Source organism: Paenibacillus sp. PastF-3 (genome assembly GCF_029893135.1).
Lineage (GTDB): Bacteria > Bacillota > Bacilli > Paenibacillales > Paenibacillaceae > Paenibacillus_AQ > Paenibacillus_AQ nitricinens.
On sequence record NZ_JARXWM010000010.1, the window covers coordinates 1 to 15811 of the forward strand.

The window sequence follows — 15811 nt, forward strand, 5'->3', positions numbered from 1 at the left end:
TTCTTGGTGGACTTCGCAATCCCGAGAATACCCTACTTTTTTGTTGCCTGGCTAGGCTCCAAATCCTGGTACACAACTTATTTTACGCCATCCTGAAGTAGAGAAATAACTTTAATCCCCCTTAGTTTTTCCATCGAAGTTATCTATAATTTTTTCATTGTATAATTTCCCATGCAATAAAAAAGATGACTCCTTATGATTTTAGAAGTCATCTGCTCAGATCCTATGAATTTAATAACCCTACATGTATCTTAATAACAGCCTTCTTAATCTGCTTACCCGGTTGACCCATCCCAGGTCTGTGTACATCATGCGGGAAAAAGACAGCGAACATCCCCGGCTTCAAAGTTAACACAATTTCATCGGATGACGGAGGATAAAGTGCATAGTCTGCTTCGGCATCGTAAGGCTTAATAGCCTCGGTCCCTTCTTGCAAGGGTGACCAGCCGATCGTTTCTTCCCCTTCGATCAAATAATGCACATCAATATAGGTCTCATGCTTCTCAGCAACCTGTTCCTCTAGCGACTTCGCCTCAAGCGCCATAATCGAAACGTATATCTCGTTACCGCGGATCTCGATTCGCCCGAGATCCGGTTCGTGTTGTAAGATGACTTTCAATTCCGCAATAGCCTCTACAATGACTGAATTCTCGTATCTGCTATGCTCTTCCCAAGATGATAATGAACCTAAGATCATATTGTCTCATTCTCCTCACCACTCAATTCGCTTACAGAGGTTGTTCAAAAAGTCCGCTTTTGATCACGAAGTAGCCCAAGAAGCTTACTCGACATCGAATATTGAATTCAGGCGAAACTTCCGGTGCTCACGTAGCTTCCACTACGCTCCGCTCCTCAGTTTCTACCTTCATCCAATCTTCTCGGTGCTGAAAACCATACTTTTTGAACCCGCACTTACAGTAGCTTCTCACTAACTGCCGCAGCTGTTGTTTCTTTATTGATAATGGACTGCTCACTTGTTCTTTTGAAATATTCTACATATAGAATATCCAGCAGATAGAGCTGTGAGATCTTTGCAGATAATGAACCGCCCTGCAGAGGCCCCTCATTAGCACCACAAAGTAAGGTAAGATCCGAATACGACGTTAAAGGTGACTTCTCAAATCTCGTAATGGATACCACCTTAGCGCCTCGCTCCTTTGCTTTTCTTGCAACCTCGATACTATCTTTAGTTGAACCGGAGTAAGAAATGATTACAGCTACATCTCGGTTAGACATTAGCGCCGCAGACATCATCTGCAGATGTGAATCCATCAAACACTCCGTTTTGTTTGTGATGCGCATAAATTTAATTTTAGCTTCCATCGCCGTGATTAATGAAGAGCCTACACCGAAAAAAGATACTCGTTCCGCATTTATCATATAATCAATAGCTTCATTGATCTTCTGTATATCAATTAAATTATAGGTCTCGTTCAGTGCACTTACATTTGTGGTCAGCACTTTAGAAGCCACGGCTTCCGTAGTGTCATCCATTAGAATTTGATCCGTAAGCTGCGGGATCTCATTCTCCACAGTGATACTATGAGCAAGTGCAATCTTGAACTCTTGATACCCTTTATAACTTAAAGATTTGCAAAATCGAAAAATACTTGATTCACCTACATCGCACGCGTCTGCAAGATCAGTAATCGACATATAGACAACACTTCTCGTGTTCTCCAGGACGTAGTCCGCTACCTTCTTCTCCGTATTCGTCAAATTATTGTACTTGGAATGAATCGAAGAAAAAATACTGATTGTTCGCAAATAAGCCCCTCCTTTATAATGATTTAATGTGCGAATAAAGAGGAAGCGCCTAGCAAGCCTGCCTTATTCCCAAGTGAGGCCTTAACAATTCTTACACCCGCGAAACTCTCCATAATTAAAGATTTCGTCCGTTCCTCAACCCTTTGAACTAAATCTTCTTGCTCCATAACGCCGCCTCCAATAATTATAGCGGATGGATTGAAAATATGAATAATTGAAGCTAAGCCCACGGACACCTCAGTTACCCATGAATCCAAAATCTGTTTTAGAGCTTCGTCCCCTTTGTTGATTTTATCAAAAAGGACTTTTCCGTCTATACATTCAGGATCTGCCTGCTGAGCCGCCTTTACCAAGGCAGTGGTTGAAGCATACTTCTCATAAAAAGGCAGTCCCTCCACCGCATCTGACAATGGATGTGTCAGGATATGACCAAATTCGGCTGCCACCCCATCTGCTCCTTTATAGATTTGCCGGTTCATTACTATGGCACCACCAATGCCCGTGCCAAACGTCAAACATAAGAAATTGTTAAAGTTGTGGGCAGCACCATAATGAGCCTCGCCTAATGCTGCTGAATTCACATCGTTCTCTACCATAACAGGTTTATGAAAATGATTAGTTACAATTTCCTTAATCTTCATCCCTGTATATCTAGGTATATTTTCGTTAGCATAGACTATAATTCCTTCTTCAGCATTGACTTGACCGGCCGTACTTATAGCAATGGCATCAAAATCATCATTTTCTGCAATTTTATCAAGTAATCTTGAGATTACATGCGGCCCTCCCAAGAGGCTCTCTGTTGCATACTCCTTAAAGTTATGAACATTCCCAAGTTGATCACATATACACATCTTGGTATTGGTACCGCCAATATCTACAGCGAGAATTCTCATCCTTATCTACCCTCTCCGGCAATCTACTGAATAGCGTCTACAAACCTTTTGGTAATCTCCATTGGTCTTGTAATCGCTGAGCCGACTACTGCTGAATAAACACCCAGATCGAACATTGTCTTCAGTTCTTCAGGAGTGGAAACACCGCCTTCAGCTATCACAGGCACAGAGAAGTTGGTCACGATTTGTTTGACTAGCTCAAAATCCGGGAGTGAACGGTCTTTCGTATACTCTGTGTATCCACTTAAGGTGGTTCCTATAAGATCAAATCCCAGCTCAACAGCTTTAGCAGCTTCTTCAAATGTAGAGCAATCTGCCATAAACAGTTGATCTTTATAGGTCTCTCTTATGTGAGGAAATAGTTCTGAGATGGTTGATCCATCCGGCCGAGTCCGGTCTGTCGCGTCCATAGCAATGATATCTACCCCTTCGCGGTAAAGCTCATCTACTTCCTTCAGGGTTGGTGTAATAAACACTTCAGAACCTTCATATACCCTTTTGATGATCCCAATGATAGGTAAATCCACTGTTTTCTTAATTTCTTGAATATCTGCTACACTATTTGCCCGAATGCCTGAAGCACCGCCCAAGTATGCTGCATAAGCCATTCTTCCCATTATAAACGGACTATGCAGCGGTTCTTCGGGTAAGGCTTGACTGGAGACGACTAGTTTATGTTTTATCTTTTTAAGTACATTATTTTCAGTATTCATCAGTAACCCACTCCACATTTTTATTTATTCTTTCACTGCTCCTGCTGTAATTCCATTGGTGAAGAACCGCTGAAATAACATGAACACTAGCAACATCGGAATTGCAGCAATGGTGGCTCCGGCCATTTTATATGCGAAATTAGGATTCAGATCCTGCATTAAGGTTGCAGTACCAACCATTAATGTTTTCATTTTGTTCTCTTGGCCTATAACCAGCTGCCACAAATAATCATTCCAGACTTGCACAAAATTCAGAATAAATAAGGCTCCGATACCAGGTTTAATAATAGGCACCATGATGCGAGTGAAGATCCTCCATTCATTTGCACCATCTATTCTCCCGGCTTCTCTTAAAGCATTAGGGGTTAAATCGAAGAATCCTTTTAATAAGAACACTCCAAATGCACCCGCAACGTTCGGCCAAATCATACCGTTATACGAATTCACCATTCCAAATTGCTGTGTAATCCGGAATAAAGGCACGATCATAATTTCTTTAGGAATCATCAAGCTCGATATGAAAATAATGAAGATGATATCTTTACCTTTAAAATTGATCTTTGAGAACGCATAGGCAGCCATAGCGCCTACAATAATAACGATAATCGTAGATACGCCTGAAACATAAATACTATTAAACGTCCATCTCAAAGCCGGTTGGTTCTGAAACACATCCACATAGTTGGAGAAAGTAATCGATTTAGGCCACCAGTCTGGAGGCATCTTCACAACATCTGAACTGTTCTTGAGAGAACTTGTGAATAACCAATATAATGGAAAAACATTAAGGAGCGCGAAGAGGACAATGATCACATTCGATATCACATCAAACTTCTCTCTCTTCTTCTTATTTCTTATTTTCGACATGTTGTATTCCCCCTCACTTCACCTTAATCATGCTTCGTAGCTGAGGCACAGATAATAACAATGTAATCACGAACATGATAACGCCTACCGCAGAAGCTACGCCGAGTTGGTTGTACTTAAAGGCATTATTATAGAGGTAGTACATCAAGGTTACCGATGAATTGTTCGGACCGCCGCCGGTTAATAACTGGATGACTACAAATATTTTTAGAACAGCAATAATATTGATAATCGTAATATAGGTCGTTGTTGGTCCTACAGAAGGAATGAGGATCTTCGTAATCACTTGCCATCTGCTTGCACCGTCGATTTCTGCTGCTTCAAAAAGTTCTTTAGATACACCAATCATCGAAGCAATATACAGAATAATGGCTTGGCCCACGTTAGTCGCGAAGGTCACAAAGATCACCACTGGCAAAACTGTCTTTGGATTTCCTAGAAGATTAATCGTCCCAAGTCCCATATCTTTATATATAAAAGAAATAAGTCCGTTAGCAGGATTCAGCAGGAAGCTCCATACCATACTCATAACAACCATGGATACCATGACCGGGATATAATAACTCCCTCTTATAAAGGAAACGTACTTAGCGTTCTTATCAAATACAGCCGAGGCTACAAATAAGGCAAAGCCCACTGTAAGCAGGACGATAAAGACTACGAATATAATCGTATTGAAGATCGCCTTGAAGAATACCGGATCATTAAACAATGTGGTGTAATTAGCCAAACCCACAAACTTCTCACTATCATAATTAATTTGGTATAAGCTCAGGCGCATCCCTTCTAAGATCGGATAGACAAGAAAGGCTAAGAATACGATCATCTGAGGTAAAATAAACAGATAACCTGTAATATTCTCTTTTAGGTAATTACTACGTAGTTTCATATCGTTTACCTTTCTAATTAACAGCCCTTGGAGCCTCTTCAGACTCTAAAGGCTGTTAATCGTTTATTGTTTACCTGTTCTTAGATTATTGGAAAATGACAGAGCTAGCTTTATTCGTATCAATCACTTTATTACCATTAGTCTGATAATCTTGCACAAACTGTTCTGGTGTCTTTGCTCCCATGTAAAGCGCCTGTAGATCAGGGTACAAAACTTCTCTTAATTGGCTATATCCTGGAACGTTGCCCGTGAAGTTAAACAAATATTTTGAGTTGGCATCATAAGCAGCAAAGAGAGGATTCTCCGACTTAAGTTCTTCAGCCACCGAGCTTCTCACTGGAATACCATTCTTAGAGGATTTAACTAGTTCAGGATCACTTGAAAAGAACTTCACGAAATCTTTAGCCACTTCAGTCTTCTTCGCATCTTTGGACTTAAATACACTAGCACCAACTACATAAGTAAAGGATAGAGGATCTCCGCTTTCGGACGGAATATTAGCAAGACGCATATCAAACTTAGCAGACGTGCCGGATTCCATATTTGCTTTTGTTCCATTGAACAAGATTGGATTGGTGAAACTGATCGCCAGCTGCTGATTCTGGAACATGGCATTGGCATCATTGGAGGATACAGATTCAGCGCCTGGATTTGTATATCCGCCGTCATATAATTTTTTCAGCCATGTTGCAGCTTTAACTCCATTCGCATCATTCAGAACAATGTTCCCTTGATCATCGAAGAACTTGTTGCCGAACATTCTTAAGTATGCAAGGTTCCATGTATCTCCTTGGTTATTCACAGCGTACAGTGCCATTGGATAGGCATTAGAATATTTGTCTTTCGGAAGATTATTTTTCAGACCGTCCAAGATTTGTTGATACTCATCCAAGTTCCAAGTCTTAATTTCGGACTCTCCACCTACGAACTTGTCTAAACCAGCCGCTTTAAACATGTCTGCGTTGTAGACCAAAGTGCCCGGATTGTGTTGGAATGGGTAGAAGTACACATCTTTTCCGAACGTTACTGCATCCCAGTAATTTTGTGCGATATCACTTTTTGCGCCCTCATCGATGATGTCAGTCAAAGGCTCCAAAGCTCCACGATGAACATAATCGCCCATTGGGAATACGCTTTCAAAGAAGACATTTGGTGGAGTTCCTCCGCTCAAGTTAACGTTGAGGAGTTGGTCGCGCTGATCTCCGGCAATAACTTCAACCTGAATGTCAGCATCATATTTATCATATTGTGCCTTGAATTTCTCAGCTGCAGCCTTAAGGAAGCTATCATAGTCAGCTCCTTGTTCCGTTGCATCCACAACACCTTTCCACTGAGGGGTCAGCCATACTTTAATCGCGACTTTTTCCTTGCCAGATTTAGCAGTATTATCGGATGTATTAGAACTTGCTGCATTGTTACCAGAGCATCCTGAAATCAATGAAATAATTACCATTAATGCAACCATTGTTGAGAGTACACGTTTCTTCTTCATTTTAAATCCTCCCCTATTCTAATATCCGTTTGACATGATATTTCACTAAATCAGCCATGTTCCGATGCCCTTGTCGATCAAGATGCATGTAGTCTATTTCATTCATCGATACATCTTTGCTGGCATCCATAAAGTGGATGTCTGTCCCTCTAAGAAAATTCCCGAGATGCTGAGAGATCTCTATGGATTTCTCGCTACAATTACTCCCCATTGGCTTACCAATGGGAGTATGAATATACGCTGCCCCAATGGGGGGCGGTGCGATCACAAGTACTTCCGGTGCTTTTCCCGCTGGTCCTGCCCCGCTCCCTCTAGCTTTATGAGCGAGTCTAACAATACCTTGTACGATGTTATACGAAGTTAATGCAAATCCTTCTTTCGTATCATTCGTCCCAAGCATGATTACTACCAAATGAAGTGGTGCATGTGACATGAGGCATGGATAGAGATAAGATATTCCGGCTAACCCTTCAAATAACGGATCCTCACTAACACTGGTTCTACCGGGAAGCCCTTCTTCTATGACACGATAAGTGTTGTACAATTCTGATTGAAGAAGTCCGGTCCAACGTATTTCATCATTAAACCTTTGGTCCGTCTCTGCGTCGTAGCCCCAAGTATTGGAATCACCAAAGCATACGATCGTTCTCTTCATTTCATTAACCACAATATTTTTCGATTGCTTGATCAATCAATTTCATAATATCTGCGATTGGACCCGCATCTTCAGCGGCTACCCCTTCAAGCGGTGCTCTTACACTACCAATGTTTACACCTCTCAATCTCAGAACCTCTTTAATTTCCGCATACATAGAACCCTTGAGGGAACAAAGCGCGATGATGATATCGTTAATATCACTTTGAAGTTGTCCTGCTTCTTCAAACTTCCCAGCGAGTACAAATTTATTAGCCTGCAAGAACAACTCCGGCATCACCGCATAAGTACCACCAATGCCTGCATCGGCTCCCATGATTCTTCCCGCTACATACTGTTCATCCGGTCCATTAAAGACCACTACATCTTTTCCGCCCACTCTTTTAAATCTTTCAATATCCATAGTTGGCATAGAAGAATTCTTAACACCGATAACCTTATCATTAGCAAGAAGCTTCTGGAATAAAGCCGGGGTCAGTGTATACCCTGTAGTCTGAGGAATGTTGTAGATAATGAACGGTAGCGGAGTTGCGTCCATAATATCGCTCCAATATTTAGAGACTGCGCTATCAGGTAATTTGAAATAGATAGGTGGGATTGCGGATAGTGCATCATATCCTAAGCTCGCCGCATGTTTTGCTAATTCGATACTATCTCTAGTGGAAGGGGCTCCAACATGAGCAATCAGTGTCATTTTACCTTTCAGGTTACTAGCTACATAGCTAAGTACCGCTTTGCGTTCGTCCAGACTCTGGTAGATACATTCTCCAGAACTTCCTCCCACATAAACACCTTGAACTCCTTTTTCAAATAAGTAATCACATAAGGTATGCGTCCGGGATTCCGAAATATTTCCTTGATCATCGTAGCAAGCATAGAAGGCAGGTATAATTCCGTGAAACTTTTCCAAAATCATTGTTAATCCCCCTTAAGATGTGAACGGTTTCTTTTCTACATATTCAAGATATCACTTAAATTTGATTCTGTAAATTATTTTCTCTATTTTTTATAAAATAAAATTTATTTCCACCAGAAGAACAATCATTACTAGAAAAATAATTTCATTTAAGTGAATGCCCATAAAAGAAGACCTTATTTTCCATTTAAAAATAGAATATCGTACGCTATAAGCTGCTGTTCTTATTATCAGAGTAACACTATCTACGAGCTTAAAATCATTCGCCGGAATAGTAATTACTAGAAATTGTTCGCAACGCTTAGGGGCAATTGATTATCCTTTTAAATCTAATGAAATTGTCTCCTACCAGGAGACAATTTTCTCCATAGGAAGCACAAACCCTAATTAACACACAATGTTCACTTAAAAACTGTGTTTTTCACGTGGACACAGCTTTAAAAAACTAATTTCCATGATATAATGAAAGCGTAACCAGAACAATATAAAATACATTGTTTCTTCGCCAAAGGAGGCTGGAGGAAATGCTAGCAGGTCTTAAGGAACTTAAAAATTGGGTAACGGAAAATTGGAATCCAACGATGAATTCAGGTAATGAGGATTATCAAAAAATGGAATATTCTGTGCAACGCCACTTGCACACTCCAAGATCCCCAAAACCACTCACCTATGAAGAAGAAGCTCGTATCAAGACTGTTAAATTCCATTAATCTCACCACCTTTAGATACAGATTGACCCTATAATAGAATCTTGTCCTAAGGCCGCACATCCGGAAGTTATTCCAGTAGAGCGGTCTTTTATTATGCCTTGAGATTATGTAAAGAAAAACCTTCCCCACCCTAAGGGTGAGGAAGGCTAAGGGGTTATTTCTTCATTTTCCGATAAATCTAAGGCTTATCTTCCTAGTATCATTTTATCTTATATTCTTCTTTCTTCTGCAAGTCCGAAAGCTTGACAGCCTGACCTGCATTCAATCTCGAATGTTCCGACGCGAATGCGATCAAATGACTCTGCAGGGATGCCGTCGCCGAGGTCAAGCCTTGCGATGGATTGCTGTCAAATTGACGCACATTCCGCAGGAATGAGCTTACCATACGGTCATCGCCGCCTCCATGACCATCACCTTCCACATTGCAGCCAATCTCAACCTTCTCGCCCGATACATAGCGGTATAGCGTGAAGGATCCTTTGTCCATATCCCCAATGATCTCGCCTTGCGTTCCCATAATTTGAACCCGACGCGTGCCGCTCTGTGTCAGCCCTGACATGATAAACGATGCGTTCGCTCCGTTCTCGAACTCCATGTTGACCACCTGGTGATCCACAACATTATTATCGCAGTGATACACGCAGCGACCCCACGGTCCTTCCTTCAGCGCCTTCAAGATCCCTTCTTGCGACAAATCATTCGTCATATAGCGTGCCCAAGGATGTCCCGGGGGCTGAATATATATTTTCATCGCCGAGAAGGCGCATTCCTTCTCAACCTCACAGCCGTTGATACAGCGATCCGTGGAGCCTTCCGGAGCGTTCTCCGCCCTGAAATGCAGTAATGATCCGTACGAGCTCACGCTTGTACACGGTTGATTCATAAGCCAGGAGATGAGATCCAGATCATGGCATGATTTGGCCAGGATCATGGGACTCGTCTCCTCCGAATTGCGCCAATTCCCGCGGACATAACTGTGTGTCATATGCAGGTAGCCCACATTTTCGGTTAATTGAATCGTACCTATCGTTCCGAGTTCACCGTCTTCAATGCATTTTTTGATCCCAGACCAGAACGGGGAATATCGCAGGACATGGGTTACGACGAGCAATCGCTTATACCGAAGCGAAGCTTGCTCCAATTCGATGCATTCTTCCATGGAAGGAGACATCGGCTTCTCTAGCATGACATGATAGCCTAGCTCCATCGCTTTCATCGCTGGTATATAATGCATCCGATCGAGCGTAGCAATTATCATCACGTCCGCAATTTGACCCTGATCGAATACTTTCTCCCAAGAATCGTAAACATGCTCTGGGGCAATTCTATGAATCTCTGCAAATCGATTTCTACGTTCATCATCCGGCTCAGCTACGGCAACAATCTTTAATTCATTCGGGAACTTCTCCGCGTAGGGCCCATAAATATATCTTCCTCGACTGCCAGCGCCAAGTAATACAGCTGTTAATGTTCTCAAGACTACTCCTCCTCTTGCGCACCTAGTGTACTTCCATTGTAAGGCGGTAGGAACGGAGGCAAAAGAGATCATTACTGACATTTCATATACATTTATTGACCTTGATTCTGTATATGGATTCTTGCCATACGGAAATCTTGCGGTGTCGTTTCGTTCTGCTTCTTGAAGAAGCGAATAAACGCAAGCGCGGAGTTGTACCCCAGGGCAGCAGCAATTTCATTCACTTTCATCGATGTGTTGAGCAGCATATCTTTGGCGATCAGGTTACGATAATCGTTCACATATTTAGATAACCCCATTCCAGTGATTTGCTTATAAAGCCGGGATAAATACGATGGATTCAAGCTAACGTAATCGGCCAGCGCATTTAAGGAGATATCCGTGGAAATATGTTCTTCAATATATCGATGTACTTTATTCACGACCTCTGTCGGCAATTGCGTACCCCGCAGCGCATTCCATTCGAAGAAGCAATCCGCCATTTGCGAGAAGTATTGAATCAGCTCCGACCATGATGCGGAATCTCCATAGCGATATAACTTATCCAGATCCATCAGCGTATTGATATAATCCCGAATTTCCCGATTCTTATGGATATAGAACAGAAAAATAGCTGAAAGTGAATGATACAGTTCGATCTTCCGCTCATTCGGCGACTCCTCATCATTCCAAATGGACGTTAGTTCGGCATACAGCTTGTTGAATTGTTCCCGATGATTATTCTCGAGACAAGACATCAGCAATTGAACACGGGCGTGATAGAAGGCATCGCGGTAGTTCCCACTCAGATCACCGTTCACTTCTCTTTGAATGTCTTTATCGGTCAATATGACCTCATCAAATAATCCATGTCCTTGTACCAGACCGTATTTGATCGAGTGAAACCGATCAGATATGTTATCCCATGTCGTTGCTTCACTTCCAAGAAGGAAAGAAACCGACAAACTCAGCAATCTCTTGCAATTTCCCTGCACAGTCTCCAGAATACCGCTCGTATACCGATGAGCTCTGATCCAATCCTGATCCCCGTATTCGATAGACGATCCATCCGGGATTTTCGGTTGAATCATCCAGATGATTTTGGATAACTCGAATACAACGGAATAGCATCTGACCTGCGTGGACAAATACTCATCGCAAATGTTCTGTACGGCGTAAGTCAATAACGCTTTATCCGGCGTCGTGAACATTTCTTTCCATGCGTCTACCCTGCCTATGAGCAAGTAAACCGGCAATGTCGCATCAAGCGGGATATCGATTTCTTTGAACGCCTGCTTTAATTGGCTATCCGATACATGCTTGCCTTGAAAGAGCTCCCACACATACTCTTTTTGCAGAGAGGGCAATGCCAGTCTCATTTTGGATTGCGCTCTAGCAATCATCTGTTCTTGGTTATTTTCTTCTTCAATTTTCTCAATCGCCCGTTCTACGGACTGAATAATTTTCTCATCACTTTCGACCTTTAGAATATAATCGAACCCACCGTACGTAATTGCGCTCTTAGCATAATGAAAATCATTGTATCCTGTTAAGAAAATAACTTTGCAGGCCGGCCACTGGGATTTGATTTCCCGAAGCAGCTCAATCCCTTCCAGTCCAGGCATCTTAATGTCGGAAATCACGATATCAATACGATGATGAGACAGTACCTCCAGTGCTTCTTCACCTGAATATGCCTTCATAACCTCGAGTTGTAAATGATCGGTCTCATTGAATAGCTCCAGAAGACCATCGACAATAATGGGAAGGTCATCGACGATTAGCAGTCGGTACATGCTGATTCCTCCTCTAGTTCGCGCTCAGATTGATTCTTACTTGAAGTCCACCAAGAGCAGAACGTGACACTGTAATGCCATATTCCTCACCGTACCGCAGCTGTATTCTGCGATGTACATTTATGATTCCGGTTGTTTCCTCCATCCGAGTGGTGGATTGACGCAGCCGCTTCTGAAGCTGTTCGATCTCCGCATCGGAGATGCTTCGGCCATTATCTTCGACATAGATGGAGAATACATCACCCACCCGCTCACAATGAACCCATAGCTCACCCTGCTGAATCATATTGCCCAAGGCATGCTTATAAGCATTTTCGATGATCGGCTGCAGAATCAGCCTCGGCACGAAGAAATCGGGAACATCACCTTCGAACTTGACTTGAATACGGTCTCCGTAACATATGGTTTGCATGTCTACATACGTGCGAGAATGATTGACCTCCAGCCCCAGCGGAATATCATCCTCGTCATCGCGAGTAATGAACTGAAAATATTGTCCGATGTACAGGCAGAATTGATAAGCCTTTTCCTTCTGATTCTCGGATTTAATTAACCGGCACAATACAAAAAAACAATTATATAAAAAATGAGGATTAATTTGCGATTGCAATCGTTTCAGTTCGGAACGCTGGTTCCTGATTTGCTGCTCGTAATTTTCCTCGATTAGTGTTTTCAAGGATCGGATCGTATTATTAAAAGCGTGGTACAAATACCCGAACTCATCAGCTCCGCGATCGATCACGATCGGTTCCAGCCTATTCTGCTGAACGCGCCGAAAGGAATGCACAAGTTTCATTAATGGCCGATAGATAAATCGTAATAGAAAGTAGGAGAAGAAAACGACAATACCTACAGCTAGCACGCAAGCCCACCAGAACAATGCTCGATAGATCTCAAGGGAACCCAAGATCTTCTCCTCGGGAATGCACATAATCGAATAGGAATTCCAGAGACTGGAGTATTTATATACCGTAAGAAACCGCTTACCATTATACATAATCGTTTCGTATCCTTCGTCTTTTTGCAATTCCCGCTTATCCGCAGCGAAGGATTTCATTTGTTCCAACAGTTCAGGATCCATGTCACTCTCGATCTCCCAACCACGTTCCAGATTGAGTAATACGCTCTGTCCACCACGCGAGCTGCCGATTTGAGATAACGTTTCTCTGATTTTGGTAGTCGATAATTCAACCGCTACGATATAAATCGGATTTTTAACGGTATTAATGGGGTATTGCATGGAAATAAATAATCGATCATTCCAGTAAATGAAAGGTTCTTCGTATAATCTCTTGTTTTGCTGCATAGAAGCATATTCCTGCATATTCGTCGAAGTTTCAAATTTATTGCTAAGTATCGTTCGGTCGATAAGAGGGATATACGCCCTTGCTTCTTGTATAAATGGACTTGAGTTCTTCATCAATTCAAGCCGTCTTTGGATATCTAATATTTTTTGCGCACGATCGTAATAACTCATGTAATTGCCTGTAGTTGCAATTTCCATCAAGTCTTTGTCCATCACATAGTTCGGCAAATAACGGCTGATCCGGTCTGCTTCCTTGTCGAGTGAATCCAGATAGAAGCGAGTCGTATTTAGAATAGACTCGGAAATCTCACTCCGAATATTGTCCGAACCCTTCTCATTAATCAACCAGGTAATCGCCATGAGCGGAAACAAGGCTGCCAGAAAGGCAGCCATTATTTTCTGGAATATAGAGGAATCTTTAATCAAGAATCGGATTTTCATCGTTTGTTCTCCTGCAATGCAATGTCTTAGTTTGAGTGCCCTATTTTATTCTTTGACACTCCCCATCACAATTCCTTTAATGAAGAACTGCTGCAAGAACGGATACACGATTAGAATCGGAAATGCTGCTACGAAAATTTGAGCGGCTCTGCTCGTACGATCGGACAATTTGAGCATTAATTCTGCCCTCTCAGGTTTAATAAAGCGGAAATCCATTTTGATAATGATCGTCTGCAGGAAGGTCTGCAGCGGATAATTCTCGGGATGATTCATATAAATCATACCGTCAAACCAGCTATTCCAATGCCCCACCATGGTGAAAAGACCTGTCGTTGCCAATGCCGGCAACGATAGCGGCACATATATTTTCCATAAGGTAGTAAATTGACCCGCCCCATCGAGCAGCGAAGATTCCTCAAGTTCTTTGGGCAGACTGCGATAGAAATTCAGCAGCAGAATAACGTTGAACACCATAATCGCTCCTGGCAGCACCAAAGCCCAGATTGTATCGAGCATCCCAAGGTTCTTCACGGTTAAATAGTTTGGAATAAGCCCGCCACTGAATAAAATCGTGAATACGAAGAACCATGAATAGAAGGTCCGCAGCCGAAATTGGCGAGAATCTTTGGATAATGGATAGGCCGTGATAATCGTCAGGAACATGCTGATTGTCGTTCCCATAAGGACCCGCTGAATCGATACCCAGAATGCACGTAAATATTCAGGTTTTCCAAATACGTTAGCATAAGCAGCCGTTGTGAATTCAACTGGCCACAGGATGACTTTTCCGGCGGATGCTGCCTGCCCGGAGCTGAACGAGAGCGCCAAAATATGAATAATAGGCATGAGGCATAAGAAAGATACGGATCCCAGAAAAATGAAATTACATATCAAAAACAATTTCCTTCCGAATGATCTGTTAGTACGCACGATGTGTCTCCCTTCTGAATTACCGACGATTGCATTAGAAAATGCGGTAATTCGCTACACGATAGGCTAAGATATAGGACATAGATACAAATACGAAAGAGATGACTGATTTCAGTAGTCCTACGGCCGTAGCGAAACCGAACTGTGCTTGCTCAATCCCCATACGATATACGAAGGTATCGATAATATCCGCGCTCTCATAGACCGGAGGACTGTATAGATTGAAGATTTGATCAAATCCGGCATTCAGTACATTCCCGATACTAAGCGTGAACATGAGGACAATAATAGGAAGCATCCCCGGCAGCGTCACATGTAACGTCTGCTTAAAGCGTCCTGCGCCGTCGATCTCCGCTGCCTCGTATAGTGACGGATTAATACTGGTAAGCGCAGCCAGATAGACAATCGTACCAAATCCGAACTCTTTCCATACATCCGATATGACCATGACATAAGGGAACCATTTATTGTCTCCCAGGAAAAAAACAGGGTCGATATCAAACAAGCCAAGCACTTGATTGAGAATACCGGAAGATGGAGACAATACATCGATTAGAATACCGCTTAACAAGACCCATGAGAGAAAATGCGGCAAGTACACGAGCGTCTGGAAGGTCCGTTTGACCCATTCTTTCCGCAGCTCATTCAGCAGTATCGCTATGGTGACCGGAACGACCATGCCTGCTACAATTTTCATCACCGCAATGTATACTGTATTGAAGAATATCCGGCCGATATCGGGGTAATCCATCAGTAACTGAAAGTTTTTAAGACCAATAAATGGGGAGCCGAACAACCCTTTATTCGGTACGTATTTCTGAAAGGCCATCATAATGCCGGCCATCGGGATATAACTGAAGATGAGGACCAATACGATCCCAGGAACCAACATCAAGTGAAGCGGCCACTCCCTTTTCCACATACGCGTTAATACATTCATGCCATTCACCTCGCTATAGGACTAAAAAATTAAAAAC

Annotated in this window: 15 protein-coding genes; 1 reads left to right on the forward strand and 14 read right to left on the reverse strand. The window is 42.4% G+C overall.

The features are described from left to right. Window positions 1–223 precede the first annotated feature (223 nt). The 9 genes from M2444_RS19585 to M2444_RS19625 all read right to left on the reverse strand — a co-directional run bounded on the left by M2444_RS19585 (window position 224) and on the right by M2444_RS19625 (window position 8195). Window positions 224–697: a NanQ anomerase/TabA/YiaL family protein gene (locus M2444_RS19585; protein WP_280787819.1), complete on the reverse strand. Its 474-nt coding sequence runs from the start codon at window positions 695–697 to the stop codon at window positions 224–226. A 215-nt stretch (window positions 698–912) separates the two neighbouring features. Beyond that, window positions 913–1767 (reverse strand): MurR/RpiR family transcriptional regulator, encoded by an 855-nt coding sequence (locus M2444_RS19590; RefSeq protein WP_094872738.1) that lies wholly within the window; start codon window positions 1765–1767, stop codon window positions 913–915. Between the two features lie 23 nt (window positions 1768–1790). Next, complete coding sequence (locus M2444_RS19595; protein WP_094872741.1) at window positions 1791–2663, reverse strand: ROK family protein; 873 nt, start codon at window positions 2661–2663, stop codon at window positions 1791–1793. Window positions 2664–2686: 23 nt separating this feature from the next. Beyond that, window positions 2687–3376 carry an N-acetylmannosamine-6-phosphate 2-epimerase gene (locus tag M2444_RS19600; RefSeq protein ID WP_094878533.1) on the reverse strand — a complete coding sequence of 230 codons (690 nt, stop codon included), beginning with the start codon at window positions 3374–3376 and terminating at the stop codon, window positions 2687–2689. 24 nt (window positions 3377–3400) lie between these two features. Next, on the reverse strand, window positions 3401–4243 hold the full coding sequence (locus M2444_RS19605; RefSeq protein ID WP_280787820.1) for a carbohydrate ABC transporter permease: 843 nt from the start codon (window positions 4241–4243) through the stop codon (window positions 3401–3403). 13 nt (window positions 4244–4256) lie between these two features. After that, complete coding sequence (locus M2444_RS19610; protein WP_094872745.1) at window positions 4257–5132, reverse strand: carbohydrate ABC transporter permease; 876 nt, start codon at window positions 5130–5132, stop codon at window positions 4257–4259. Between the two features lie 85 nt (window positions 5133–5217). Next, entirely contained in the window at window positions 5218–6624 is a 1407-nt protein-coding gene (locus M2444_RS19615) for an ABC transporter substrate-binding protein (protein WP_094872747.1), read from the reverse strand. Window positions 6625–6637: 13 nt separating this feature from the next. Beyond that, window positions 6638–7279, reverse strand: a complete 642-nt coding sequence (locus tag M2444_RS19620; protein WP_280787821.1) for a GDSL-type esterase/lipase family protein — start codon at window positions 7277–7279, stop codon at window positions 6638–6640. A 4-nt stretch (window positions 7280–7283) separates the two neighbouring features. Then, window positions 7284–8195, reverse strand: coding sequence for a dihydrodipicolinate synthase family protein (locus M2444_RS19625; RefSeq protein WP_094872751.1), 912 nt, complete (start codon window positions 8193–8195; stop codon window positions 7284–7286). 524 nt (window positions 8196–8719) lie between these two features. Here M2444_RS19625 and M2444_RS19630 point away from each other — a divergent pair. Next, a complete protein-coding gene (locus tag M2444_RS19630; RefSeq protein WP_042130754.1) occupies window positions 8720–8905 on the forward strand; it encodes a hypothetical protein in 186 nt (61 codons plus the stop codon). Between the two features lie 199 nt (window positions 8906–9104). Here M2444_RS19630 and M2444_RS19635 read toward each other — a convergent pair whose 3' ends face one another. From M2444_RS19635 to M2444_RS19655, 5 genes are all read right to left on the reverse strand, one after another. Next, window positions 9105–10382 (reverse strand): Gfo/Idh/MocA family protein, encoded by a 1278-nt coding sequence (locus tag M2444_RS19635; RefSeq protein WP_280787822.1) that lies wholly within the window; start codon window positions 10380–10382, stop codon window positions 9105–9107. Between the two features lie 92 nt (window positions 10383–10474). Continuing rightward, window positions 10475–12157 carry a response regulator gene (locus tag M2444_RS19640; protein WP_280787823.1) on the reverse strand — a complete coding sequence of 561 codons (1683 nt, stop codon included), beginning with the start codon at window positions 12155–12157 and terminating at the stop codon, window positions 10475–10477. A 13-nt stretch (window positions 12158–12170) separates the two neighbouring features. Further along, the gene (locus M2444_RS19645) at window positions 12171–13904 is read right to left on the reverse strand and encodes a sensor histidine kinase (RefSeq protein WP_280787824.1); all 1734 of its coding nucleotides are present in this window, start codon (window positions 13902–13904) and stop codon (window positions 12171–12173) included. A gap of 45 nt (window positions 13905–13949) precedes the next feature. After that, the gene (locus tag M2444_RS19650; RefSeq protein WP_280787825.1) at window positions 13950–14834 is read right to left on the reverse strand and encodes a carbohydrate ABC transporter permease; all 885 of its coding nucleotides are present in this window, start codon (window positions 14832–14834) and stop codon (window positions 13950–13952) included. 34 nt (window positions 14835–14868) lie between these two features. Then, window positions 14869–15774 carry an ABC transporter permease gene (locus M2444_RS19655; RefSeq protein WP_280787826.1) on the reverse strand — a complete coding sequence of 302 codons (906 nt, stop codon included), beginning with the start codon at window positions 15772–15774 and terminating at the stop codon, window positions 14869–14871. Between the last annotated feature and the right edge of the window lie 37 nt (window positions 15775–15811).

Excerpts from the sequence above, each read along its gene's own strand:
- M2444_RS19585 (WP_280787819.1), bottom strand. The coding sequence starts at position 697 with ATGATCTTAGGTTCATTATCATCTTGGGAAGAGCATAGCAGATACGAG.
- M2444_RS19595 (WP_094872741.1), bottom strand. The coding sequence starts at position 2,663 with ATGAGAATTCTCGCTGTAGATATTGGCGGTACCAATACCAAGATGTGT.
- M2444_RS19600 (WP_094878533.1), bottom strand. The coding sequence starts at position 3,376 with ATGAATACTGAAAATAATGTACTTAAAAAGATAAAACATAAACTAGTC.
- M2444_RS19605 (WP_280787820.1), bottom strand. The coding sequence starts at position 4,243 with ATGTCGAAAATAAGAAATAAGAAGAAGAGAGAGAAGTTTGATGTGATA.
- M2444_RS19610 (WP_094872745.1), bottom strand. The coding sequence starts at position 5,132 with ATGAAACTACGTAGTAATTACCTAAAAGAGAATATTACAGGTTATCTG.
- M2444_RS19615 (WP_094872747.1), bottom strand. The coding sequence starts at position 6,624 with ATGAAGAAGAAACGTGTACTCTCAACAATGGTTGCATTAATGGTAATT.
- M2444_RS19620 (WP_280787821.1), bottom strand. The coding sequence starts at position 7,279 with ATGAAGAGAACGATCGTATGCTTTGGTGATTCCAATACTTGGGGCTAC.
- M2444_RS19625 (WP_094872751.1), bottom strand. The coding sequence starts at position 8,195 with ATGATTTTGGAAAAGTTTCACGGAATTATACCTGCCTTCTATGCTTGC.
- M2444_RS19630 (WP_042130754.1), top strand. The coding sequence starts at position 8,720 with ATGCTAGCAGGTCTTAAGGAACTTAAAAATTGGGTAACGGAAAATTGG.
- M2444_RS19640 (WP_280787823.1), bottom strand. The coding sequence starts at position 12,157 with ATGTACCGACTGCTAATCGTCGATGACCTTCCCATTATTGTCGATGGT.
- M2444_RS19645 (WP_280787824.1), bottom strand. The coding sequence starts at position 13,904 with ATGAAAATCCGATTCTTGATTAAAGATTCCTCTATATTCCAGAAAATA.
- M2444_RS19655 (WP_280787826.1), bottom strand. The coding sequence starts at position 15,774 with ATGAATGTATTAACGCGTATGTGGAAAAGGGAGTGGCCGCTTCACTTG.